Genomic DNA, 24,992 nt, shown 5'->3' with positions numbered 1-24,992 from the left:
GGAGACGCTACCCTCCCCCTTACCAACCCCCACCCCTGTAAAACCTTAGAAGTGGCTAAATTTTAAAAAGCGTTGCTTTTTAAAATTTAGCTGATTTTATTTTTACTGAAACGGCTTACGCCGTTTCTAACAATGACAAATAATCTAAAATTCAAACATAAATTTAGCTTAATTTTATAAATTTTTCAGTATAATCCAAGTTTCATTTCACACGCATTTATCCTTATTTAGTTGCAAATTTGGCAAGTTGTGAAAGCAAATTTCACGCCCAAAAAGCCCTAAATTTGCTAAAAAATGCGGAGGAAGAAACTAAATTTCGGGCTAGTCCCACAAGGAGAAAACTCATGGTTACAATGAGAGATTTATTAGAATGTGGCGTTCATTTTGGTCACCAAACACGCCGCTGGAACCCAAAAATGAAGAAATTCATTTTCGGCGAGAGAAAAGGTATCTATATCATAGATTTGCAAAAAACTATCCGCTACTTCCGCTACACTTACAATGTCGTTCGCGACGCAGCAGCTGAGGGCAAAACCGTGCTATTTGTTGGCACTAAAAAACAAGCAGGTGCGACTTTGCGTGAATATGCTGAAAAATGCGGAATGCCATTTGTAAATCATCGCTGGTTAGGCGGTATGCTAACAAATTTTAGCACTATCAAACAATCAATCCGCAAACTAGAAGTCATCGAAGCTATGGAAGAAGATGGCTCAATCAACCTTCTAACAAAAAAAGAAGCCCTAATGCTACGCCGCAAAAAAGAGAAATTAGAGCAATATCTAGGCGGAATTCGCAATATGAAAAGCTTGCCTGATATGATTTTCGTCATCGATGTAGTTAAAGAAAAAATCGCCGTAGCAGAAGCAAACAGACTAAAAATCCCTGTTGTAGCGCCACTAGATACAAACTGCGATCCTGATGTTGTAGATTTCCCAATTCCGGGCAATGATGATGCTATTCGTTCAGTTCAACTTTTCTGCCAAGAAATGGCTGAGGCTATCAACGAAGGAAAAGCGCTAAGAGACCAAGACGGCGAAGTAAGCGAAGAAAAAGCAGAAGTAAGCCAAGAAGAAAAAGATGAAATCGTAGAAGAAGCGATGAGCGAAGAAGATTTCGAAACAGCAGAGGACGCAGAATAATGGAAATTTCAGCACAAATGGTAAAAGAACTGCGCGAAAGCACTGGCGCAGGTATGATGGACTGCAAAAAAGCATTAGTTGAAACAAACGGCGATATGGAAAAAGCCGTAGATTTACTACGCGAAAAAGGTCTTGGCAAAGCTGCGAAAAAAGCAGATCGCTTAGCTAGCGAAGGTCTAGTATGCGTAGAAGTAAATGGCAACGCTGCAACAATCAGCGAGGTAAATTCAGAAACTGACTTTGTAGCAAGAAACCAAAATTTCATAGATTTGGTTAAAAATATCACTATTCATGTCCAAAAAAACAGCATTGAAACAGTAGAAGCGCTAAACGAGAGCGTAATCGACGGCGTGAAATTCGAAGATCACCTAAAAACTCAAATCGCAACAATCGGCGAAAATTTGGTTGTTCGCAGATTTGAAACCGTCAAAGCTGGTGCAAACGGCGTAGTCCAAGGATACTTGCACTCAAACAGCCGTGTGGGCGTCATCATCGCAGCAGCTTGCGATAGCAAAAAAACTGCCGAAGGCGCAAAAGATCTAATCCGCAACCTTTGTATGCACGCAGCAGCTATGAAACCAAGCGTGATTAGCTACAAAGATTTGGATAAAGAATTTATCGAAAAAGAATTCGCAGCACTTGTGGGCGAGTTAGAAAAAGACAATGAAGAGAGAGTAAGACTAGGCAAACCTTTGCACAAAATCCCAGTATATGGCTCACGCGCTCAAATCACTGATGAAGTTTTGGCGAGCGAGACTGAGAATTTAAAAGCAGAACTTAAAAAACAAAACAAACCTGAGCAAATTTGGGACAAAATTATCCCAGGTCAAATCGATAGATTTATCGCTGATAACACTCAAATCGATCAAAGACTTACGCTTATGGGACAATTTTTCGTAATGGACGATAAAAAAACTATCGAGCAAGTAGTGGCTGAGACAGCCGAGAAACTCGGTGGCAAAATCGAAATCGTAAAATATGTCCGCTTTGAAGTAGGCGAGGGCTTAGAGAAAAAAGTCGATGACTTCGCAGCAGAAGTCGCAGCACAAATCGGCTAAAAATGACACTTTTAAAGGGCGTTAATCTTACTCATGCGTATGATTATACGCTCTTTAACGATATAAATATCACAATAAATTCGAATTCTACTAGCGCCATTTTGGGCGTGAGTGGTTGCGGTAAATCCACACTTTTGCACATTTTATGCACACTTTTAAAGCCAAATTCGGGCGAAGTTTTTTACAATGACACAAATTTATACTCGCTAAGCGCGGATGAAAGGCTTAAAATTCGCAGGCATGATTTTGGCATAATTTTTCAATCACACTACCTTTTTAAGGGCTTTTCTGTCAAAGAAAATATCGAACTTGCAGCCAAGCTTACAAATAACAAAATTGATTATGAAATTTTAGAAAAACTAAAAATTACTCAGACTTTGTCTCAAAATATCGGCGAGCTTAGCGGTGGTCAGCAGCAACGCGTCAGTATCGCTAGGGTGCTAAACAAACGCCCACGCATTATTTTTGCCGATGAACCAACTGGAAATTTGGACAAAAACACCGCTAATGAGGTCATGGAGGTGATATTTGATTATATCGCCAAAAATGATGGCGCACTCGTGCTTGTTACCCACGATGAAAGCTTAGCTGGCAAATGTTCGTCAATTTATCGCCTAAATAATCAAAATTTAGCTAAAATATAAGCAATCACTAACCAAAATTATCCTAAAATAGGGAAATTTTTTTTCAAAAAGGCTAAAAATGAAAATTTTACTTGATAGCACAAATGAACAAGTTGCAAAAGTAGTTAATATTTGTTGCGAACGCACACACTCTGATTTAGCGAATTACAGCATGGACGAACAAGATTATGATTTGGTAATAAAAGATTATAGTGAAGAGGATAGCATTTCTCATTTTGATGTCGATAAAACCCTGTTTTTGATCTCCAAAGACGATATTATCGTAGGCGCGACACACACGCTGACTAAGCCATTTGCGCCTGCTGAATTGATTAAATTTATTAGCGGATTTTCATCGGCAAAACCAAATCCTGAGATAAAATCAAAAATGGCACAAGAATTCGCCGATGTCAGCTCGATGATGAAAGAGATCGAGTCAATCGATGAAAAAGGCGATAAGGGCGCTGATATGGGAATCGGCCTAGCGCCAATCAATGATAGCGCAGATGAGGAAATAAAAGCTGAAAACCCTGCGCCAAAACCAAAATCAGCCCTAAATATCGATGCTGGCGATACAATCTCTCTTGCTACTAGCGCAGAAGCTGGCGATGAGACGCAAAACGAAGTAAAATCTGAACCTGCAAAAAATGAGCCTTTTAATATCGAAATTCCTGATAATTTAGATGATTTGGTTTTAGAGCTTGCCCCTAGCGAGTCAGAAGCTAAACCAAGCGATGAGAGCGTTAGCGAGCCTGCAAACGAGGCCGAAACTATCGCAGAAGCTAGCGTAGAGCCAGCTAGCGAGATAGCTTCTGAAAGCAGCGAAGCTAGCCAAAGCGAGGCTAACACGCAAAATTTCGAAAGCCTTTTAGATGATTTTTACAATTCTGACGATGATGTTCCGCTATCTGCATTGGCCGAAAATATCGATGATGACACACCGCTTTCTGCTATGCTAGATAATGTAAATGACGATGTTCCGCTATCTGCATTGGCCGAAAATATCGATGATGATACGCCGTTAAGTGAAATTTCGCTTGATGATCTTGACGATGATAAACCTTTAAGCGCATTAGCAGATGAAATTTCGCTAGATGATATTGATGATGATATGCCACTAAGTGCTGTTATGGATCAAATTTCAGACGATATGCCACTTAGTGAGATTGCGCAAAATAACGACCCAGAAGAGGCACAAGACGAGCAAAAAGAAAAAGTGCAAGAAGAAGCCAAAGAAGAGCCAAAAGAGCAAAGCGATGACTCATCTGATAGTGATTTTGGTTCGATGTTTTCTTCAATGTTTGATAATTCTAGCGATGATGAGCCAGAGGATAAAGCAGAGGGCGAAAAAGAGAGTGAAGCTCCAATCGCGCTAGCTAGTGACACAGAAATTCCTTTGGCAAATGTTTCGTTAGAGCCAGCATTTGAGAGTGTAGAGCATGGCAAGGACGAGGCAAAGGCTGAGCCAGAAGCCCAAATTTCACAAGATGAGACCCCAGATGAGGACGATGAGGAAACTGGCGATGATGATTTGCTTTTTGATAATATTTTAGCCCTTGAAAAAGATAAAAAAGTCGCTTCCGAGCCTGTTAAAGCGGCAGCGCAAGATGAGAAAAAAGATGAAAAACCAAATTTTGATGATTTGGATTTACCGCAAGTCGCAAGTGGCGTAGAGCTACCTGATATCAAACCAGCTGTCGATGTCAGTGTCGAGCCGACCGCTCAAAGTGAAGTTCCTGCGCATGTCGCACCAAAAACTCGCGATGAAGTTAATCGAATTTTGGAGCAAGAGCGCAGATTTTTGAGCGTTGATGAGCTAAAAGAGCAGTTGCGCTACGATTTAGAGGCAAATATCGCTAGTGTGTTGGAGCAATTCTCTGGCGAGGAAAACATACAAGAAGCACTTAAAGACCTTAGAATCAATATCAATATCTCATTTGAGGATAAATAATTGCTAGGTAAAATTTTACTAGTTTCAGGTCCAAGCGGCAGCGGTAAGAGCACCCTTATAAAGAGGCTTATCGCTGAGTTTGGCACAGATGAGATATATTTTTCTATCAGTTCTACCACAAGAGATATGCGAGATGGCGAAAAAGACGGCGTGAATTACCATTTCATCAGCAAAGATGAATTCAAAGCCGGCATAGAAAATGACGAATTTTTAGAGTGGGCGCTCGTGCATGGCAACTACTACGGCACATCGTTAAAAGCCGTGCGAGAGGCGCTAAATTTGGGTAAAATTGTGATTTTTGATATCGATGTGCAAGGTTTCGAAATCGTTCGCCAAAAAATAAGCAAAAACGAGCTTACCACGGTTTTCGTAACCACTCCGAGCCCAGCAGAGCTAGAAAAGCGTCTGTTAGCACGGGCAGATACAGCCTCTGGCGATATCGCTACGCGTTTGCAAAACGCAAAAGACGAGATAAAATATCTCGCGCAATACGATTATTTCGTAATCAACGACGAGCTAGAAAGCGCGTATTTAAATTTTAAATCAATCTACAAAACAATCAGATTAGAAACCGCTAGATGCGATATTTCAGCGGTTATGAAATCTTGGAAATAAGGAGAGACAATGGGCGTTAGCGTTCAACAATTGCTAATTATTTTGGCTATTATAGTGTTGCTTTTCGGAGCGAAAAAAATCCCTGAGCTTGCAAAAGGCGTAGGCAAGGGTATCAAGTCGTTTAAAAAAGAGATGGAAGACGACCCTAAACTCGAAGAGAGTGTGAAAAAAGAGAGCGAAACTACCAAAGCTGACGAATCTCAAAAGGCTTAGTTTTTGAAAAATTTAGCTATAAACGAAATCTCTCGCGTCCTAGGGCGCGAGGTAATCATCGAAAAACCAAAAGACAAAACCCTAGCTCACTATGCTTCGCCTGTGGCTTTTTCGCTCGCAAAAGAGCTTAGAAAAGCCCCTAAAATCATCGTCCAGGAGCTAGCGGCTAAATTTAGCGATAACGAAATTTTATCAGCAAGTGCGATAAATGGGTATTTGAATTTTCATATAAAACCTAGCGTGCTTGGAAATTTAGCCCAAAATGCGCTAAATTTGGGCGAAAATTTTGCGAAAAATAGCGCAGAGCATAAAGGCGAAAAAATACTACTTGAATACATCAGCGCGAACCCAACCGGCCCGCTTCACATAGGTCATGTCAGGGGCGCAGTATATGGCGATACCTTCGCTAAGGTAGGAAACTACCTAGGCAGTGAGGTTTGCACAGAGTATTACATAAACGACGCTGGCAATCAAATCGAATTGCTTGGTATTTCAATGATACTGCGCGCGAAGGAAATTTTCGGGCAGAGCGTCGAGTATCCCGAGAAATACTATCGCGGCGAGTATATCGATGAGCTGGTAAATTTAAGCGTAGAGAAATTTGGCAAAGAGATTTTTTATGATGAGAGCAGAGTTTTAGAACTCGCCGAATTTGCCAAAGACGAGGTTTTGAAAATCATCAAAAAAGATTTGGCGGATTGTGGGATTACTATACAAAACTGGGCTAGCGAAAAGAGCCTTTATGGCGAGCTTGACGCGACGATTGCCAAGCTTGAAAAAAGCGGCGAAATGTATAAAGAAGGTGGCAAGGTTTGGATCAAATCCAGTGCCGTGGGCGATGAAAAAGACCGCGTCGTCATTCGCGAGGACGGCCGTCCGACATATCTAGCGGGCGATATTGTGTATCATAATAACAAATTCGAGCGCGGATTTGAGCGATATGTCAATGTCTGGGGCGCAGATCACCACGGCTATATCGCGCGCTTAAAGGCGGCAATCCACTTCCTAGGATACGATGAAAATGCCCTAGAAATCGTGCTTATGCAAATGGTAAATTTGCTAAAAAACGGCGAAGCGTTTAAAATGAGCAAGCGATCAGGCACCAGCGTGCTAATGAGCGATGTGTTGGGCGCGATTGGCAAGGATAATTTGCGTTTTATGTTTATTAGCAAAAAGGGCGAAACACCGCTAGAATTCGACATTGACGAGCTTGGCAAAGAAGACAGCTCGAACCCGATATTTTATATCAATTACGCTCACGCTAGAATTTATCAAATTTTTGGCAAAGCTGGCAAAAATATGAGCGATAGCGAGGTTTTGGGCGCAGATTTTAGCACGCTTGATGAAGCTGGGCTAAATTTGGCTTTTGAGGCGATGACGCTAAATGAGGTTTTAAACGAAGCCTTTGCTAGCAGAGGGCTGCAAAAAATCCCTGATTTCCTTAAAATTCTAGCCGCAGATTTTCACAAATACTACAACGAAAACCGCGTGGTTGGCAGCGAAAACGAAAATGCCAAACTCAAACTTTTTGCCCTTGTCGCGCTTAGTATTCGCACGGCGTTTGGCTTAATGGGGCTAAGTGCGAAAGAGCGCATGTAAATTTTGCCGAATTTTCGGCAAAATTTCATTTCAAAATGAAAAATCCTATCAAAACTCTACTTTATAAAATCAAAAAACCGCTCCCGCCGGGTGCGCGCAAAATCAGCGGAATCATCAGCGATGTGCGTGCCTGCGAGGTGAGGGAAAATTTTTTTGTCGTGATTTTTCATGTAGGAGGGCTTAGGTTTAGCTCGATTTTTGCCAAATGGTGGGCGAAAAACGGCGATTTGATCGATGTGATTTACACCAGAGGCTGGCAGGAGGGCACTTATAGCGCGCTTAGTGTTACTAGCTATTCGACCACGGCTTATTGGGGAAATTGGAACTTGATAAAGCGATTTTGTGGCGTTGTATTTTCGCTACTTTTCGTCGCATTTATGAGCGCAGTCATCGTATCTGGCGTGGAAGAAATCGCGCGGATAGAGTATTTTTACGACAAGCTAGTTTATTTTCTTTTCTTTTGTATTGTCGCAATCGTCTATGGCATGGGCGTGGTAAATGCCTATGTCAAATTTAAAGTATTTTTTAGTTTTTTGTCTTACAAATTAGGATTTAGTAAATTTTTTAAAAATATAAATTTGTGTTTTTAGTTCTTGTAAAATTATGTAATTTAAAATTTTGTCAAATTCTAATTAGATTTTACTATAAAATTTAAAAAATCATTGACTACCCCCCCCGTTATTGTATAATTAACGAAATTTAAACAAGTTATTTTTTTGAAACAGGAGGAGATATGAAAAATTCAATCAAATTTAGCGTTGTAGCGGCAGCTACGATTATGGTTGTGGTGCCAAATTTAGCACTTGGCGATAACGATACATTTACTATTACTTGGAGTGGCAGCGAAGCTGTGATTTCAGATGCGAGTGGAAATATAAATAATCAAACTTATAATCCGTATGAATATTATTCACCACGAGGCAATGGTAACACCGTAAATATTGAGCTAGGCGATGCAAATACTTATACTGGCGATATTTATGGAAGTTATGGCATACAGGCTTTGAGTGCAAATGGCAACACGGTATATATGAAAAGTGGGACTATATCAGGTAACCTTTATGGTGGCTTTTCTGATTATGGTGAAGCCATAAACAATACCGTAGTATTTAGTGGTGGAAAGGTTCATGGTATCATTTATGGCGGCATTGTAGATGATACAAGCACGGCAGTAGGTACTGGAATGGGTAGTGGCGATATGCTAAGTGGCAATATCTTAAAAATCGGCGAAAGCCTAGCTAACCCTGCGCCGATGAATACGCTAGTAGCAGACGGTATAGAAAATTTTAAAGAAGTAGAATTTTATTTGCCGACTTCTGTTAAACCTAATGATGTAGCTTTATATTTTCCTGGACAACGCCCTATAAATCTACATGATATGACAATAAGAGCATTTTTAGAAGGCGATACTCCAAATTTGAGCATGGATAGCGTTGTGCATTTGATGAAAAGCAAGTATGGTAAAATAGTGGTTCAAGATGCAACAGGTGCTAGTGGTCAGTATAATGTAGAGCCGTCAGTAGATGTAAATATTGGAAATTTGATTCATGTTCAGGGCGATATAGGTATTTCTAATGATGAAACAACTTTGGATTTGACTTTTACGGGTGGTCAAGAAAAACCTACACCAACGCCAGTAGATCCAACTCCTACGCCAGTAGATCCAATGCCAACTCCAACTCCGAAAGCAGATGAAAATGCAAAATCTTTGTTAGAGACAAATTTAGCTCATATTTCAATGGTAAATGAAGGTGCAAATTTGCTTCTATCAAATTTAGAAAAAATTATCCCACAAGATGCAAATTCGAATTATTTTGCTTTTGCACTTGGAGCTGGGCTTGATAAAAGATTAAAAACAGGCTCACATATAGATTTGACAGGTTTTAATGTAAATGTAGGCGTTGCGGCAAATGATTATTATAATTCTGGCACCTTAACAACAGGAGTATTTATCGAATATGGCAAAGGAAAATACGAAAGCTACCTTGATAATGGCACAAAAGGCGAGGGCGATACTGAATTTATCGGTGGTGGCGTATTTGCTAAATTTAAAAATATAAGCAATTATTATTTCGAAATCAGCGGACGCGTCGGAAGTGTAACAACTGATTATGAAAAGAGCTTGTATGATGAATTTGACATAAGTTCTACATATTATGGCGCACATTTGGGGCTTGGAAAGGTGTTTGAACTAACAGGCTCAAATGAGTTAGATATTTTCGCTCGTGGAATTTATTCATATACACAAAGCGCAGGCACCCAAATAAAGGGCGTAAATGTAGAATTTGATAGCATAACTTCAAAAAGAGCGCAAATCGGATTTAAAGACTATATTAAATTTAATGAAGCCAATAAAATGTATTTTGGTGCGACATATCAGCATGAATTTGACGGCGTGGCAAACGGAAGCGTAAGCCTATCTTCGCTTGGCGTGAGCGCAGATATAGCAAGTCCTAAACTAAAAGGCTCAACAGGAATTGGCGAAATTGGCTATGTATATGAAGATGGTGCATTGAAATTTGAAGTTGGGGCAAAGGGTTATACTGGTCGCGAAAAAGGGTATAGTGGAAATTTAGGTTTGACATTTAAATTCTAACCCTAAATTTTAAAAATTTTAGCCAAATTCTTAAATTTAAAGAATTTGGCTTTTTTAAATTTGTTGAATTTATGTAAAATTTATCGCAAAATTTTGGCTAAATTTAGCCTTTTGCCTTTTCTTCGCAAGCTTTTATCGCTTCGATGATAGCTGTGGCAAAGCCCATTTTTTCGAGTGTTGCGACCATTTCTATGGTGGTGCCTCCCGGCGAGCAGACCTCGTCTTTGAGTGCGCGCGGGTGGGTTTTGGTGCGAGCGCATAGGCTAGCTGAGCCAAGCACGGCATTAGCGATGATATCGTGCGCCATTTCGCGCGCTATACCACCGCGCACAGCCCCGTCGCTAGCGGCTTCGATTAGGTTAAAAATCATCGCTGGCAAGCTTCCGCTAATGGCTGTGAAAATCGCAAATTTGCTCTCATCAATCTCGTAAGTCTGCCCAAATGCGCTAAAAATTTCCCTGATTTTGGCTTTTTCGTCCTCGCTAACTCCGCTAAAACACAGCGCAGTATTTCCAAGCGAAATTTTAGCAGGAGTATTTGGCATAGCGCGAACGATTTTTTGCGCCCCGCAAAGCTCGCCAATGCGCGAGACGCTGAAATTTGGCGCAAGCGAGATTAAAATTTTATTTTCCAAATTATATTTTATTTTTTCTAGGACGCTCTCATAAACGGCTGGTTTGATTGCCAAAATAATAATATCGGCAAAATTTGCAAGCACTGCCTCGTTTTTAGCGGATTTTATGCCTAGTTTTGCGCATAGCTTCTCGCCTTTTTCCCTGCCATAAACGCAAATTTTATCCTTTTCAAATTTCGCCCCCACGAGCGCCTCTATCATCGCTGCGCCCATATTTCCTGCGCCTATAAATCCTATTTTCATCGCATTTTCCTTATCTGATTTGTCCCTCGCCACGCACGATGTATTTCGTGGTAGTGAGTGCCTCCACGCCCATTGGACCGCGCGCGTGAAGCTTTTGTGTGCTTATGCCGATCTCGCCACCGAATCCAAACTCGCCACCGTCGCTAAATCTGGTCGAAGCGTTGGCATAGACGACTGCGCTATTTATTTCGTTTAGAAATCTTTCGATATTGGCGGAATTTTGGCTTAAAATCGCTTCTGAGTGCGCACTGGAATTTTCGTTGATAAACTCAATCGCTTCGGCGGTGTTTTTTACGATTTTAACAGCCATTATTAGCGATAAAAACTCCGTGCCAAAGTCGCTAGAATCCGCTTTTTTGGTGTTTGCGAAATTTGTAAATTTCGCGTAAATTTTCTCGTCTAGGCGAAATTCTACTTCGTTCATTTCCTTTAATAAAATCGGTAAAATTTGCTTTGCAATATTTTCGTGCAAAACTAAGCATTCTAGGGCGTTGCAGACACTTGGGCGCTGGGTTTTTGCATTTTTGATAATCTCTACTGCCTTGCTTAAATTCGCGCTCTCATCGACGAAGGTATGGCACACGCCAGCCCCTGTGATGATGACTGGGATTTGCGCGTTTTGTGTGATGAAGTCTTTGAGATTTTTGCCACCACGCGGGATTAGCACATCGATCCACTCTTTTAGCTGGATTAGTTTTAGCACATCTTCGCGCTCTTTGGATTTTATGAGTGATACTGCGCCGCTAGGCAGGCCAAATTTCTCTCCCACACGGCAAAAAATTTCGCTTAGGCAGATGTTTGAGGCAAGAGCGCTAGCTGAGCCTCGTAAAATTATCGCATTGCCCGCTTTTAGCGCGAGTGCGGCGGCGTCTATGCTGACATTTGGTCTGCTTTCATAAATCATAGCGATTACGCCAAGAGGCACGCGCACTTTGGCGATACTCATACCGTTTTGGTGGCGCCAGCCTCCCACGATCTGCCCGATTGGATCAGGAAAATTGGCTAACTCTTTTAAAGCCGCGCTCATTGCGCTAATCCTGCTATCATTTAGCGTGAGTCTATCAATGAGAGCCTCGGAGATACCTGCCTCGCGCGCGTTTTTTATGTCGATTTGGTTTTGCTCTTTGATAAGCTCTTTTTGAGCGATTAGCTCATCAGCCACGCTTAGCAAAATTTGATTTTTTTGCTTGCTACTTAGCTTTGCGACCTCGTTGCTTGCGCGTTTTGCGCGTTTTGCTAATTCTAAAATTTCCATAATCTATCCTAAGACAATATTGTTTGCATGCACGATATAATCATCGCTCACGCTAGGTAAAATTTTCTCATATTCGCTCGATTTTTTCCCCATAATCAGCGAAATTTCAGAGGCGCAGTAGTTTGCGATACCGCGCGCGATGCGCTGTGAATCCGCGCCTAGTATTTCGATGACATCGCCCCGCTCAAACTCGCCACTTACACTCACAATCCCCACACCTAGCACGCTTTTGCCGTTTTTTATGGCTTTGCATGCGCCCTCATCAAGGCTGATTGCGCCACGCACATTGGCACCATAAGCGAGCCAGTATTTTTTCGCACTAATGGATTTTTCCTCTTTGCAAAAAATCGTTCCAACTTCCTCGCCAGCGATGATTTTGGCTAAAATTTTACTCTCTTTTCCATTTGCGATTATCATATTTGCGCCGATTTTATTGGCCATTTTAGCAGCACTAAGCTTCGTTGCCATGCCCCCAGTGCCAAATTTCGACCCCACATCGCCTGCCATTTTAAGGGTGTTTTCGTCGATAAAATTTACGATTTTTATCAGTTTTGCGTCAGGGTTCGTGCTAGGGTTTTTATCATAAAGCCCGTCGATATCGCTTAAAAGCACGAGCAAATCAGCGTCGATTAGCCCTGTTACTAGCGCGCTCATCGTGTCGTTATCGCCGATTTTGAGCTCATCGCCACTGACTGGGTCGTTTTCGTTGATGATAGGGATAATGCCTTGCGAAAGCAGGGTGGTAGCGACATTTCGCGCACTTAGGTAGCGCGCGCGGTCGCTAAAATCAATGCGCGTCAGCAAAAGTTGCGCGATAATCTCATCATGCGCCCAAAAAAGCCTCTCATACAGGTGCATTAAAGCGACCTGTCCCACGGCGGCTAGGGCTTGTTTGGCGCTTAGCTCTTTTGGTTTTTGCTCGATTTTTAGTATGCCCATACCAGCCCCGACCGCGCCAGAGGTTACTAGCACGACCCCAAAGCCTTGTTTTTTGAGAGCGCAAATTTGAGCTACGAGTGATTTGATAAAGCCCTCATTTAGCGAGCCGTCACTGTGAGTTAGCGTGCTGGTGCCTACTTTGATAACGACTCGTTTGGTGTTTTTTAGTAGATTTTTTCTCATTTTTTGCCTTTTGAAATTTTGGTATTTTACCTAAATTTAGCCATTTTTCGCCAAAAATCGTTCTAAAATTATCATCGCTGCGACGCTGTCAAATTTCTCATTTACACCGCCTTTTTTCGTGCTTTTTAGCGCAAATTCCTTCGCCTCGACACTAGAAAAGCTCTCGTCTTGGTAGCAAATTTCGCCATTAAATTCTAAAAGCGAGACAAAATGTTTTATGCGACGCTCCATTTCTTCTTCGCTTGCACCGCCTTTGGGAAGGCCAACGACGAGCTTTTGAGCCCCTCTTGTGCGTAAAAACTCGCTAGCTTCCCTGGCGGCTTGGTTGCGGTTTTTGCGTAAAATAGGCTCGCTAGGAAGGGCTAGTGCGCCATTTGGGCTGATTGCTACGCCGATTCGTTTAAGTCCCACATCGAAAGCTACTATCAAATTTAATCCTTTTTTGGGTTACGCAAGCGAAATTTTTGTCGCTTCTATTATGATTTTTCCCTCTAATTCGTATTCGTAAATGCGCTCGCCAAATTTCATCAATGCTTCATCTAAGCTCGAATTTAGCGCGACAAAATCCAAAATTTCGTCGCTGTGCGAAAAGAGATTTTTGGGTTTTTCTTTTCCGCTAAATTTAGCCACAAATTTATCCAAATCGCTAATTAGCGTGGCGTCTTTTTTGGCTAAAAGCTCGTTGGTGCCGACACTCTCGTCGATTCTGTGTGGCAGGACAAAGACAGGGATTCCAAGCTCTCTTGCAATGCGCGCGCTTTGAAGCGAGCCCGATTTTGGCTCGGCTTGGGCTACGATTAGGGCTTGGCAGAGGGCTACAACTATGCGGTTGCGCTCTAAAAACTGAAAATTTCGCGCAGGCGTGCCGTCTTCGTATTCGCTCAGTGCTAGGGCGCCAGCGTAAATTTTGCGTATCATATCCTCGTTTTGTTTGGGGTAAATTTCATCTAGCCCGTTTGCAAAAACAGCAATTGTGCGCGAAAATGCACCCTCATGCGCCGTGATATCGCAGCCAATCGCAGCCCCTGAGACTACGCAAATACCAGCGTTTGAGAGTTTTTGGGCTAATTTTGTGATTAAATTTTTGGTGTAAATACTCATTTTGCGAGAGCCTACGATTGCGATTTTTGGCATATCCAAAAGCTCTAAATTTCCCTTGTAATACAGGGTTTTAGGCTCTGTTTTGCCAAGGCGAGATAGGGCAGGGATTTTGAAATTTAGCTCATTTGTAGTATTCATAAATTTCGCCTAGATAGATGACTTCGACGCCGTTTAAAATATCTGCGCTATTTTCTAGGGCGGTGAAGGTGGATTTTTTGGGGTGGCCGATAGCTATGGCAAAGCCCCTTTTCTGCGCGATTTGCACGGCTTTTTGTAGCATTTGGCGCACAGCTTTTACCTCGTCTGTGTTGTCGATAAAAACATCTCTATAAACATAACGCAAATTTTGCTTTTTAAGCTCGTCGGGTGCCTTGGTCTGCGCGCTCGTGCGAGAATCGACGAAATAAAAATCGTATTTTTGCATGGCTTTGATTAAATTTCGCATCGAGGCTGAATTTGCCGTAAATTTCGAACCTGTGTGGTTGTTGATAAATTTAGCGTGCGGGAAATCAGCTCTGATTTGCGCTAGAAAATTTTCGATTTCTTTGTAGCTATCGCCCACTTTTAGCGCCTTTACATCGTGAGCGAAGACCTCTGCCTCCATTGGCAAATGAATTGCGAAATTTTGCAAATTTTTAGCCAGAGCCGGGGTGTTTTTGTAATTTTTCGCCGGCGGGAAAATCGATGGCGTAACCTTTATTGGCAGAGCCTTGATACGCGCTATTTGCGCGCTTGTGGAGATATCGTCCATTATGATAGCTAGTTTTGGTTTTGAGCCTTTTGGCAGGGTTTTGGCTGGTTTATTGCTAGGGGCTGAAATTTTTGGCTCTGTTTTTTCCTGCGATTTTGGCGTGATTTCGCCTATACTTTGGGCTGCGATTTTGGCTAATTCTTCCTCGATAATTTCTTCTTTTGTTTTTGAAATTTGGGTTAAATTTTGCTCTTTTATCTCAGGCGAAATTTGAGGCGCAGGTTTTGCCGCGCTCAAATTTTTATCTTTTTGAATTATGGGTTTTGAAATTTCGCTTTTATTTTCATCATGCGGGACTTTAAGCACAATTTTTGGCTCGTCTTTGAAAAATTTATTTAGCACGGCATACGAAAGAGCGGCGCAGGTAAAGCAAAAAATTGCGATTAAAATGTATTTTATGAAATTTGGATTGAAATTTAATAAGGGCGCGTTTTTGCGCCCTTTGGTGCGTTTTTTAGCCAAGATTAGTTTTTATCTTTGTCGATGATTTTGCCGCTTGCGATCCATGGCATCATACCACGAAGTCTCTCGCCTGTTTTGGTAATCAGCGCGTTTGCGGTCATATTGCGCTCTGCGTTCATTTTGACATAGCCAGCTTGGCGCTCTAAAATGAAGTTTTTCGCAAAAGTTCCGTCTTGGATCTCTTTTAGGATTTTTTTCATTTCGGCTTTTGATTGTTCGTTGATGACGCGTGGTCCGCTGACATAATCGCCAAATTCAGCTGTGTTTGAGATAGAGTATCTCATATCAGCCATACCGCCTTGATAGATCAAATCTACGATTAGTTTCATTTCGTGTAAGCACTCAAAATACGCCATTTCTGGGGCGTATCCAGCCTCTACTAGGGTCTCAAAACCAGCATTTATTAGCGAGCATAGACCGCCGCACAAAACTGCTTGTTCGCCAAATAGGTCTGTTTCGGTCTCGTCTTTAAATGTAGTCTCGATGATACCGCTTCTGCCACCACCAATCGCGCTAGCATAGCTTAGAGCGATCTCTTTTGCCTTACCACTTGCATTTTGCTCTACTGCGATTAGATCTGGGATTCCACCACCATTTACAAATTCATTGCGCACAGTGTGTCCTGGGGCTTTTGGAGCTATCATAATTACATCTATGTTTTTTGGAGCCTTGATTTGTCCGAAGTGGATATTAAATCCGTGAGCAAACGCGATCGCTGCGCCGTCTTTTAAATTTGGCTCGATTTCGTTTTTGTAAATTTCGGCTTGAAATTCATCTGGGGTTAGTATCATTATGACATCTGCCACTTTTGTCGCATCAGCTACGCTTAATACTTTAAAACCCTTGTCCTCGGCCTTTTTCCAGCTTGCGCCACCTTTTTTTAGTCCGACTACTACTTCTACGCCACTATCGCGTAAATTTTCAGCGTGAGCGTGACCTTGTGATCCAAAGCCAATCATAGCCACTTTTTTTGAGCGAATTAAATTTAAATCGCAGTCTTTGTCGTAATACACGGTAATTGCCATGAGCCATCCTTTTCAAAAAAAATTTTGCGTGATTTTAGCGCAAAAATGCTTTTATGTAGCTTTTTTGTGATATTATAAACGCAAAATTTATGAACGGAAAATGTAGATATGCAAAGCTTTATTAGCGAAAAAATCGCTTCAATGCCTAAATTTAACGATAAAATTTTAAAAATTTTAAGCTCATTTGACAATGCTGGTAGCGATGATGAGATTATTTTTCAGATTATGAATAATCCAGAATTTGAGAGTAGGATACTAGACTACGCATTTAGCACTTTTGCGCAAATCAGCATGGAAAAAACCCTTCCAAACGCCTTTAAATTTTACGGACGAGAGGGGGTTAGGGCGCTATTTTTGTTTAGCATTTTTAAGGGTAAATTTGAGCTAAATTTCGAGTGTTATAAGACAGATCGCGCTAAGTTTAATGAAATTTCGCTAAAAAGACATCTGTTTTTAAAAGAGTGGATTAAATTTTACCCAGAGATTTCGCCTGATATCCTATCTAGCGTGATTTTAATGGATTTTGGTAGGGTTTTTATCAGCGAGTATATCGCTAAGCACGATAAAAACAGCGAGTTTTATCTGCATATCAAAAACTGCCTTTTCCCGCAGGATTTCACCGATGTGGAAATGCGATTTACCGGTATGAGTAGAGAGAGCGTGGGGGAGGTTTTGTTTAAGCATTTTGGGCTAGAAAAAATCGCCAAAGACATATATTTTTCTGATTTAATAGATGAGGCGCCGTTTGAGAGTGCGAGGCGATACGAAATGCTAAAAGTAGCCAAAACCGTAATGGGGATCTATCACTGCTTCGATGAGCGCAGTATCGATAATGCGCTAAATTTGCTAGTGGAATTTGGCTTGGAGCAAGAGGCGTTTTTCGAAGCTAAAATAAGGGCTGGATTATGAAGGAATTTTTAAGCTCGCTTAGCCTTGGAGTGGTGGAAAAAAATCTAAATTCTGACCAAAAAGAGCTAGTGCGAAATCTACTAAATTTAGGCGCATTGAGCTCTCACAAAGGCAAAATTTATCTAAATAATAGCTATGTTTTTGGTAGGCTTGATATCGCGCGCGATGGGACTGGGTATTTGCAAAGCTACGATGATAGATATAAAAAAGATTTAATTATCGAAAATAAATACCTAAATGGCGTGCATTTAGGCGACATAATCCTAGCAAAAATCATCAACTCAAAAAAGGCTAGAATTCACGCAAAGGTGCTAATGTGCGTGAAACCTGCCTTTTCATCAAGCGTGGTTTATACGAAGAATTTCGGGCGCGAAATTTTGGGCGTAAATGTCAAAACAGGCCTAGCAAACCCGCTCAAAGCCACGCAAAAATCGCTTAAAATGCTTCCACCTGGCACGCTTTTGAAAATTGATAATTTAAGCAATGAAATTTGCGAAGTTTTAGGGAATTTAGACAATCCGTGGGTCGATGAGAAAATTTCGCTTGCGATTTATAACAAAAACGACGAATTTAACGAAGCCTGCAAGGAACAAGCCCTTAGCTTTGGCTCATCGGTCGATCCCACGCTCTATCCAGATCGCGTGGATTTGCAAAATTTGAGCTTTTGCACGATTGACCCAATCGACGCCAAGGACTTTGACGACGCGATTTATTATGATAAAAAAAATCGCATAGTCTATGTCGCAATCGCCGATGTGAGCGAGTATGTTAGCGAATACTCGCCGATTGACAAGGAAGCGAAAGTAAGAGGGTTTTCGATATATTTCCCGCACAAATCCGTCCCAATGCTTCCGCGCGAGCTTAGCGAAAATATCTGCTCGCTAATGCCGAATTTACCGCGATTAGCATTTGTTTTTAAAATTTGCCTTGATGAAAATTTGAGCGTGATTAGCGAGGAGCTGTTTTCAGGCATAATCAAATCAAAAAGGCGTTTTAACTACGATGAGGTCGATGAGATTTTGCGCACAAAAAGTGGCTGCGAGAGCGAAATCCTAGACTGGCTGCTTCCGCTAAATGAGCTTTGCGAAAAACTTAGAGCGCAAAGATTAAAGCATGGATTTGACTTTCGCACAAAAGAACTTCGCATGAGTATCGATGAGGCGGGGCTTTTGAAATCGACTAGATTTGAGAGCGATACGCCCTCGCACAAGCTAATCGAAGATTGTATGCTTCTAGCTAACAAAGCCGCTGCCAAGCGCATAGAAACGGGCGTTTTCCGCAATCACGGCGCAGCTGAATTAAAGAAAATTTTCGCTTTATTGGACGATTTGGCGCTGTTTGGAATAGATGCGATTTATAAGCCAAATTTGGCAAAAATGATAGGCGAAATCCAAGCCCAAGCTGACGCGCTTGGCATGCGAGAAGAGGTCGATAAACTCATAATCAAAGCGCAAAAACGCGCCGAATACGGCTCGATTTCACGCGGCCATTTTGGGCTTGGTTTTGATACATACACTCATTTTACAAGTCCGATTAGGCGGTATTCTGATCTGATTTTGCACAGGCTTTTAAAGGCGCAAAGCAGGGGCGATGAGAAATTTTATAATTACCTGCTTTTAAACATAGACGCGACTTGCGAGAGACTAAATGAGCTAGAAAGAGAGGCTGATAAGGTCGCATTTGACTTTATGGATCGTAAATTTGCGCGCTGGGCGAGAGAGAATTTGGGGGCTAAATTTCGCTGCTATATCGACGAAAATGCAAATGTCGTAACTGCCAAACTCGATGATAAATTTAAGGGGGCGAAAATTTTTATTACAAATTTTACCGCCGATATTTTAACGCCAGTTTTGGTCGAAATCACAGACGCAAATATCGCAAGTGGCGTGATTATGGGAAGAGTGGTGAAAAAAATATAATGTATAAAAGAGATTTTGACGCTAGGATTGCTTCTGGAAATGTGGCGAATTTTATCTTGCTTCGAGGCGTAGATGACTTTCAAAACGAGCTTTATGCTTGGAGATTAAAGCAAATTTATGGGGCCGAAAATTTTATGAGTTTGTATTTTGGCGAGTATGAATTTAGCGTGGCAAAGAGCTTTTTGGAGCCATCGCTTTTTGGCGAGAGCAACACACTTCATATAAAAACAAACTCTTGCATAAAAAAAGATGAAATTCGCCGTTTGATTGAGTATTGCAAAAACGACGAAAACAATCATTTAATCTATGAATTAAACGAGAGTGAGGGTGCGGCAAGTAGCGATTTTGTGCGGGAGTTTGGCGGAAATGAGGTGAGGTTTTTCCGCCCAAGCAGTATGAAGGAAGCCATGGGGTTGCTAGCGCAAAAGTGCGAAATGGTGGGGATTTTCGCAAACAGCGCCGCGCTAAATAGAATTTATCAAATCCACAACGAAAACCTAAATTTAAGCGCAGCCGAGATTGAAAAATTCGCAAATTTGGGGATTGAGCTAAATTTGGAAAATGTAAATGATATGGTCTATGGACTGAGCGAGATAAGCTACGAGGAGCTTTTCGATAAAATTTTTACCCTTAGCGATTTTCGCAAAGATTTTTACAGATTGGCTCAAAATGGCGGATACAACGACATGGAGCTGATAAATCAATTTTACAGATTTTTGCATAGAATTTTTAGGCTTCATATCTCGATAAAAACCGCGAATAATTCCGATTTTAAGGTGATTTTCGGATACACTCCGCCGCCAAATATCGCAAACAAGCTAAAAACATACGCTCAAAGTTTAAATGAAAATTTATTTCGCAAAATTTTCATACATTTAAACAAACTCGAATTTGCGCTAAAAAGCGAGAAAAATTTAATCAAAGATGAGTATTTGCTCGCCTCACTTTTGGAATTGCAAAGAATTTTATCAAAGAAAAACTAGGCTAAAAAGCAAAGATTAAGTCAAAATTTTGTAATATACAGGTTGCATTTTTTGCAAAATCCTTGCCCGCAGATTACATTTGCGAGCTAAAAATCCATAAGGAGAATTTATGAGAAATTACGAGGTTTTATTCATTGTCAAGCCTACGCTGACTGATGATGAAGTAAAAACAAAAGTTGATTTCGTTAAAGAAATCATTACAAAAAATGGCGGAAATATCGCTTCTGTCATCGAAATGGGCGCACGCAAACTTGCCTATAAAATCGATAAATATGAGCGCGGTGTTTATTTTGTCATTTACTTTACTGCCGAGCCAAGCTTGATTGCAGAGCTAGTTAGAAATTTGCGTATCACAGAGGATATCATTAGATTTTTGACTGTGAAATACGAAACAAAACGCGAGGTTTTGGCATGGGAAAAATTAAGCAAAGGCATTAAACTTAGCCCAGCTAAAAAAGAGCGCGAACCACGCGTAGCACCTGAGGCAAAAGAACAAGCAGAGCAAACCGCTGAATAAAAGGATTTTAGATGTTTAATAAAGTAGTTTTGGTTGGAAATTTAACTCGCGATATTGAGCTTAGATATTTACAAACTGGCACCGCAATCGGTAAAACTGGCATTGCTGTAACTCGTAAATTTAATAGCGGAAATGGCGAAAAACGCGAAGAGACTTGCTTTATTGACATTGATTTTTGGGGACGCACAGCAGAAATCGCAAATCAATATTTAAGAAAAGGCTCAAAAGTGCTAGTTGAGGGGCGTTTAAAGCTCGATCAATGGCAAGACCAAAATGGTCAAAACCGCTCAAAACACAGCGTAGTGGTAGAGTCTATGGAAATGCTAAGTGCTCCACAAGGTGGAAATGGCGGAAACAATAGCTACGGCGCAAATAGTGGTGGATATGGTGCAAACAGCGGTAATAGTTATGGTGGCGGATACAACCAACACTCAAACTACTCTAACCCAAATCGCCAAAGCTCTGGCGGATATGGCGCGAACCAAACCGCACAAAATCACTATGAAGCACCGAAAAAAGAGAGCTATGAGAGCCAAATTCCAGAATATGATGTTGATTCGGACAAATATGACGAAGGCAACGATACAATTCCATTTTAATTAAGGAAAAACAATGGCAGAAAAAAGAAAATATAGCAGAAAATATTGCAGATTTACAGAGGCTAAAATCGAATTTATCGATTACAAAGACACAGGGTTACTAAAATATTGCCTTTCAGAGCGTTTTAAAATCATGCCAAGACGCCTAACTGGCACTAGCAAAAAATACCAAGAGATGGTTGAGAAAGCAATCAAACGCGCTCGCCAAGCAGCTCTTATCCCTTATGTCGTAGATCACAACGAAGTCGTTACAAACCCATTTGAAAATCTATAATTTTTCTTAGGCTAGGATTTTTCCTAGCCTATTTTTTTCTCTTTTTTACTCTACTTTCAAAAAGTCTTTATCAATTTTAAGCTGTTTGACTAAATCTAAAATAGCGTAAATTTCATCGTGGAAATACGGCATATCTAGTTTGAAAAAGTTAAATTTCAAATCATTTAATGCTTTTTGCGAATTTGCATTTTTGCGCAAAAATACGAAATGTGCCTCTTCTTTGTCGATTAAATTTAAATAAGCAATCGCAGTTGAGTCTGTGCGCAAAATCTCGCTATCAATTAGCACGATATCGGCCTTGTAAATGCGGTCTGCTAGGTGTGTTTTGAGATTTTCCCAGGTGTTGTTTGGCACTACATTACAACCCGTGCTATCTAAAAAATCCTTCAAATCATCGAAAATTTCTTTATCTTTGTGCGCGATTAAAATTTGATAATTGTATTTTTTGCTTCTTAGTCTGTTTTCTTGCTCTAAATACGAGCACTGAGCGTGCAATTTGATATGGGTTCCGCCATTATCGTTGCTTAGCTCCGCGATTTTGCCGATATCGCCTATGCTTTGTTTGGCTTTGGAAATGTATGGGTCGTTTATGACTTTACCGCTTATGAGGGCGGTTTTTAGGTTGTGGATATATGTGGTGCGAATCTCTTTTTTGACGCTGATATCGACTAAGAGTTGCATTCTTGATAGTCCTGGCTTATCATCTCGCACGGAAAATACGATTTTTATAAGGGTAGGGTCTTTGACATTTTGCAAGAAAAATAGGCAGATATGGTAAATCGCATTTGAGAGATTTATCACATATCCGTCATAATATCGTGGCGCGTCTGGCGGGAATTTGATAAAGACCGAGCTATCGTATCTGCTACACTCTTCGAATAAAATTTCGCTTTGAAATTTAAGCGGTTTTAAGATATCGACTTGATTTATCGGGATAATTTTCTTTTTTACAGGTTTTATTTCGACTGGCTCTTTTTTAGGGAAAATATCGCCCTTATACGCTCTGCGCCTAAGTGCCTTGCGAAATACGATTCTATACACCAAAACTAATGCCAAAAGCCCTAAAATCCCAAGTAACGCGTAATCTTTAATCATAGTATTATCATCCCGTCGCCATAAGAATAAAATCTATACTTTTGCTCCACTGCTTCGCGGTAAATTTCAAGGGTCTTTTCAAGGCCGATGAAGCTAGCAACCAGCATAATTAAAGTAGATTTTGGTAAGTGAAAATTTGTAAGCAGATAATTTTGCCTAATAGGCGGATTATTTGGGTGCAAAAACAGTTCGCAAGCCCCGCATCTCGCGCTATTTCGTGCGAAATTTTCCACGGTTCTAGTAACCGTAGTGCCTACGCCTAAAATTTTTTTATCGCTTTTTAAAATATCAGCTGTATCTTGCGCAATGCTGTAAAATTCGGAGTGCATTTTATGCTCTCTTAAATCCCTTGCCTCAACCGGCTTAAATGTCCCAGCGCCTACATGCAGGGTAATGTAGTAAATCCCGTGATTTGCTCTAAGCGCGCGTAGCATCTCCTCGCTAAAATGCAGGCTCGCAGTCGGAGCCGCCACAGCCCCTGCCTCGCGCGCGAAAATGCTTTGATACCAGCTCTCATCATCTTTGGTGTCTTCGCGCTTGATATATGGCGGTAGCGGGACATGGCCGATTTCATCGGTGAGAGCGAAAATTTCGTGCGAGCTAAGCGCGCGATTATCACGGCTAAACTCCACCACTCTAAGCCCATCTTCACAGCATTCTACGACCCGTGCGCGCAAATTTTTATCAAAAACTAGCTCGCTACCCACGCTTACTCGCCCTCTGATATATGCGCTAAATTTATTATCATTTAAGGGCGAATTTAGCAAAAGCTCAATCTTGCCACCGCTTGATTTAGCCCCGAAAATTCGCGCTTTTATGACCTTGGTATCGTTAAAGATAATCTCGCAAGGTGGTAAAATTTCAGCCAAATCGCCAAATTTAAGGTGTGAAATTTTATTTTTTTCTCTCTCATAAACTAAAAGCCTTGCGCTCTCTTTTGGCATTAGCGGGGCGTTTGCGATTAAATTTGGCGGCAGGTGGTAATCATAGCTATCTACTAAATTTAAATCCATTACGCCTCTTTTACTGCGCCTTGTGCGCTTTTCTCGCTCTCTTCGTCCTTGTCTGCCTCGTCCTCGTCATCGCCTGCTTTGTATGGATTTACCATTTTTGCAATGAGGATTGAAAGGGCGTAAAGCACGATTAGCGGACCAGCTAGCATGAATTGGCTCAAAACATCAGGCGGTGTCATAATCGCGGCAAAAACGAAGATTATAACAATCGCAAAGCGGAAAAAACTAGTCAAGCTTTTGTTTGTGATAAGCCCTAGTTTGGCTAGGAAAAATGTAACTACTGGAAGCTCAAAACTAATGCCAAAAGCCACAACTAATTTTGTGAAAAACCCGACATATTCGCCGATTTTAAGCATAGCAGAGTAGGCCTCGCCACCGAAATTTATCAAAAAGTTAAAAGCTACTGGAATTACGAAATAATAACAAAACGCAGCCCCTAAAAAAAACATCACACTAGCGCTTAGCACAAATGGAATTACATATTTTTTTTCGTTATCATACAGCCCTGGGGCGACGAAAAGCCACGCTTGCCAGAAAATTATCGGCATAGAGAGTAAAAGTGAGGTAAAAAACGAAACCTTCATCGCTGTAAAAAAGGTTTCGCCAAGTTGGGTGAATACGACTTTGCCGTCATCTGGAAGGACTTTGACGAGAGGGGCTTTCATAAAATCTAAGATTATTTCCCAATAATTAAAGCATACGACAAACATAAGAATTACCGTGATTACGCAGATAACTAGGCGTTTGCGAAGCTCGGCAAGGTGTGGTTTTAACTCTTCGAACATATTTTACTCTTTTGAATTTTGTGTTGGATTTGAATTTTGCGCCTGCGGGTGCGCTTCTGGTTGCGCTTGCGCTTGCTCCTGCGCCGAATTTGGCGTAGAATTTTGCGCTAAATTTTGCGTAGAATTTTGCTTAGAATTTAGCGAATTTTCCGCTTCATTTAGCGTGTTATTAACAGAGCTTTCTATATCGCTTAGCCCTGCATTTAGTGTATCTTTGACAGAATTTAGCCCGCTTTTTATCTCGTCAAGCTCTTCGAAAGTAAGCTTTTTGCGCATGGTTTCTGTGGTTTTGCTAATGCTTTCTTTGTATTTTTTGGCGTCCTCTTTGAGCTCGGCTATGCGGACTTCTTGGTCGAAAGTGGCCTTTGCGTCGTTGATTGATTTTTTGATGACTTTGAAGTATTTTGCAATCTCAACTAGCGCGCTAGGGAGCTTTTCAGGGCCTAGGGCGATGACTGCGACGATTAAAATTATCGTAATTTCAGGGAAACTGATACCAAACATTAAAATT

At 41.2% G+C, this 24,992-nt stretch carries 26 protein-coding genes; 15 read left to right on the top strand and 11 right to left on the bottom strand.

Annotated elements, in window-relative coordinates:
- Window positions 1–344: 344 nt before the first annotated feature.
- From rpsB to OFO12_RS04810, 9 genes are all read left to right on the top strand, one after another.
- On the top strand, window positions 345–1,139 hold the full coding sequence (rpsB, locus tag OFO12_RS04850) for a 30S ribosomal protein S2 (protein WP_270860623.1): 795 nt from the start codon (window positions 345–347) through the stop codon (window positions 1,137–1,139).
- Window positions 1,139–2,197 carry a translation elongation factor Ts gene (tsf, locus tag OFO12_RS04845; RefSeq protein ID WP_270869681.1) on the top strand — a complete coding sequence of 353 codons (1,059 nt, stop codon included), beginning with the start codon at window positions 1,139–1,141 and terminating at the stop codon, window positions 2,195–2,197. The genes rpsB and tsf overlap by 1 nt, the downstream gene beginning before the upstream one ends.
- A 2-nt stretch (window positions 2,198–2,199) precedes the next feature.
- Window positions 2,200–2,841, top strand: coding sequence for an ABC transporter ATP-binding protein (locus tag OFO12_RS04840; protein WP_270869680.1), 642 nt, complete (start codon window positions 2,200–2,202; stop codon window positions 2,839–2,841).
- Window positions 2,842–2,899: 58 nt separating this feature from the next.
- Window positions 2,900–4,771 carry a hypothetical protein gene (locus OFO12_RS04835; RefSeq protein ID WP_270869679.1) on the top strand — a complete coding sequence of 624 codons (1,872 nt, stop codon included), beginning with the start codon at window positions 2,900–2,902 and terminating at the stop codon, window positions 4,769–4,771.
- Window positions 4,772–5,386, top strand: coding sequence for a guanylate kinase (gene gmk, locus OFO12_RS04830; RefSeq protein ID WP_270861909.1), 615 nt, complete (start codon window positions 4,772–4,774; stop codon window positions 5,384–5,386).
- Window positions 5,387–5,395: 9 nt separating this feature from the next.
- On the top strand, window positions 5,396–5,599 hold the full coding sequence (locus tag OFO12_RS04825) for a twin-arginine translocase TatA/TatE family subunit (protein ID WP_270859118.1): 204 nt from the start codon (window positions 5,396–5,398) through the stop codon (window positions 5,597–5,599).
- 3 nt (window positions 5,600–5,602) lie between these two features.
- Complete coding sequence (gene argS / locus OFO12_RS04820; RefSeq protein WP_270869678.1) at window positions 5,603–7,198, top strand: arginine--tRNA ligase; 1,596 nt, start codon at window positions 5,603–5,605, stop codon at window positions 7,196–7,198.
- 35 nt (window positions 7,199–7,233) lie between these two features.
- On the top strand, window positions 7,234–7,788 hold the full coding sequence (locus tag OFO12_RS04815) for a hypothetical protein (protein WP_270869677.1): 555 nt from the start codon (window positions 7,234–7,236) through the stop codon (window positions 7,786–7,788).
- Between the two features lie 143 nt (window positions 7,789–7,931).
- Window positions 7,932–9,794 carry an autotransporter outer membrane beta-barrel domain-containing protein gene (locus tag OFO12_RS04810; RefSeq protein ID WP_270869676.1) on the top strand — a complete coding sequence of 621 codons (1,863 nt, stop codon included), beginning with the start codon at window positions 7,932–7,934 and terminating at the stop codon, window positions 9,792–9,794.
- Between the two features lie 103 nt (window positions 9,795–9,897).
- Here the strand turns inward: OFO12_RS04810 and proC are convergent, their stop codons facing one another.
- From proC to ilvC, 7 genes are read right to left on the bottom strand one after another with little or no spacing between them, the layout of a single operon-like run.
- Entirely contained in the window at window positions 9,898–10,671 is a 774-nt protein-coding gene (gene proC / locus OFO12_RS04805; RefSeq protein WP_270869675.1) for a pyrroline-5-carboxylate reductase, read from the bottom strand.
- Window positions 10,672–10,681: 10 nt separating this feature from the next.
- Window positions 10,682–11,929 carry a glutamate-5-semialdehyde dehydrogenase gene (locus tag OFO12_RS04800; protein ID WP_270869687.1) on the bottom strand — a complete coding sequence of 416 codons (1,248 nt, stop codon included), beginning with the start codon at window positions 11,927–11,929 and terminating at the stop codon, window positions 10,682–10,684.
- Complete coding sequence (gene proB, locus OFO12_RS04795) at window positions 11,930–13,048, bottom strand: glutamate 5-kinase (RefSeq protein WP_270869674.1); 1,119 nt, start codon at window positions 13,046–13,048, stop codon at window positions 11,930–11,932. It lies immediately after the preceding gene.
- A gap of 36 nt (window positions 13,049–13,084) precedes the next feature.
- Window positions 13,085–13,477: a Holliday junction resolvase RuvX gene (gene ruvX, locus OFO12_RS04790; RefSeq protein ID WP_270864924.1), complete on the bottom strand. Its 393-nt coding sequence runs from the start codon at window positions 13,475–13,477 to the stop codon at window positions 13,085–13,087.
- Between the two features lie 18 nt (window positions 13,478–13,495).
- Window positions 13,496–14,287 (bottom strand): DNA-processing protein DprA, encoded by a 792-nt coding sequence (locus OFO12_RS04785; RefSeq protein WP_270869673.1) that lies wholly within the window; start codon window positions 14,285–14,287, stop codon window positions 13,496–13,498.
- Window positions 14,271–15,362 carry a divergent polysaccharide deacetylase family protein gene (locus OFO12_RS04780; protein WP_270869672.1) on the bottom strand — a complete coding sequence of 364 codons (1,092 nt, stop codon included), beginning with the start codon at window positions 15,360–15,362 and terminating at the stop codon, window positions 14,271–14,273. Before OFO12_RS04780 ends, OFO12_RS04785 begins: the two co-directional genes overlap by 17 nt.
- A 2-nt stretch (window positions 15,363–15,364) precedes the next feature.
- A complete protein-coding gene (ilvC, locus tag OFO12_RS04775; protein ID WP_270861900.1) occupies window positions 15,365–16,387 on the bottom strand; it encodes a ketol-acid reductoisomerase in 1,023 nt (340 codons plus the stop codon).
- A gap of 108 nt (window positions 16,388–16,495) precedes the next feature.
- On the opposite strand from ilvC, the gene OFO12_RS04770 reads away from it, so the two are divergent.
- From OFO12_RS04770 to rpsR, 6 genes are all read left to right on the top strand, one after another.
- Window positions 16,496–17,296, top strand: coding sequence for a hypothetical protein (locus tag OFO12_RS04770; protein ID WP_270869671.1), 801 nt, complete (start codon window positions 16,496–16,498; stop codon window positions 17,294–17,296).
- Window positions 17,293–19,215 (top strand): RNB domain-containing ribonuclease, encoded by a 1,923-nt coding sequence (locus OFO12_RS04765; protein ID WP_270869670.1) that lies wholly within the window; start codon window positions 17,293–17,295, stop codon window positions 19,213–19,215. The genes OFO12_RS04770 and OFO12_RS04765 overlap by 4 nt, the downstream gene beginning before the upstream one ends.
- A complete protein-coding gene (locus tag OFO12_RS04760; RefSeq protein ID WP_270866387.1) occupies window positions 19,215–20,198 on the top strand; it encodes a DNA polymerase III subunit delta in 984 nt (327 codons plus the stop codon). Before OFO12_RS04765 ends, OFO12_RS04760 begins: the two co-directional genes overlap by 1 nt.
- A gap of 109 nt (window positions 20,199–20,307) precedes the next feature.
- Entirely contained in the window at window positions 20,308–20,715 is a 408-nt protein-coding gene (gene rpsF / locus OFO12_RS04755) for a 30S ribosomal protein S6 (protein ID WP_270859105.1), read from the top strand.
- Window positions 20,716–20,726: 11 nt separating this feature from the next.
- Window positions 20,727–21,314, top strand: a complete 588-nt coding sequence (locus tag OFO12_RS04750) for a single-stranded DNA-binding protein (RefSeq protein WP_270869669.1) — start codon at window positions 20,727–20,729, stop codon at window positions 21,312–21,314.
- Window positions 21,315–21,327: 13 nt separating this feature from the next.
- A complete protein-coding gene (rpsR, locus tag OFO12_RS04745) occupies window positions 21,328–21,588 on the top strand; it encodes a 30S ribosomal protein S18 (protein ID WP_270859103.1) in 261 nt (86 codons plus the stop codon).
- A gap of 45 nt (window positions 21,589–21,633) precedes the next feature.
- Here the strand turns inward: rpsR and OFO12_RS04740 are convergent, their stop codons facing one another.
- Genes OFO12_RS04740 through tatB form a run of 4 tightly spaced genes read right to left on the bottom strand, consistent with a single transcriptional unit; the run spans window position 21,634 to window position 24,985 of the window.
- Window positions 21,634–22,683: a hypothetical protein gene (locus OFO12_RS04740; RefSeq protein ID WP_270869668.1), complete on the bottom strand. Its 1,050-nt coding sequence runs from the start codon at window positions 22,681–22,683 to the stop codon at window positions 21,634–21,636.
- Entirely contained in the window at window positions 22,680–23,696 is a 1,017-nt protein-coding gene (gene queA / locus OFO12_RS04735) for a tRNA preQ1(34) S-adenosylmethionine ribosyltransferase-isomerase QueA (protein ID WP_270869667.1), read from the bottom strand. Before queA ends, OFO12_RS04740 begins: the two co-directional genes overlap by 4 nt.
- Window positions 23,696–24,481, bottom strand: a complete 786-nt coding sequence (tatC, locus tag OFO12_RS04730; protein ID WP_270869666.1) for a twin-arginine translocase subunit TatC — start codon at window positions 24,479–24,481, stop codon at window positions 23,696–23,698. The genes queA and tatC overlap by 1 nt, the downstream gene beginning before the upstream one ends.
- Window positions 24,482–24,484: 3 nt before the next feature.
- Window positions 24,485–24,985 (bottom strand): Sec-independent protein translocase protein TatB, encoded by a 501-nt coding sequence (gene tatB, locus OFO12_RS04725; protein WP_270869665.1) that lies wholly within the window; start codon window positions 24,983–24,985, stop codon window positions 24,485–24,487.
- Between the last annotated feature and the right edge of the window lie 7 nt (window positions 24,986–24,992).

The sequence above is a fragment of the Campylobacter sp. JMF_04 NA10 genome (assembly GCF_027737655.1).
GTDB lineage: Bacteria > Campylobacterota > Campylobacteria > Campylobacterales > Campylobacteraceae > Campylobacter_B.
The sequence above is the reverse complement of the archived record's forward strand: the minus strand, read 5'-3'. Positions and strand labels throughout refer to the sequence as shown.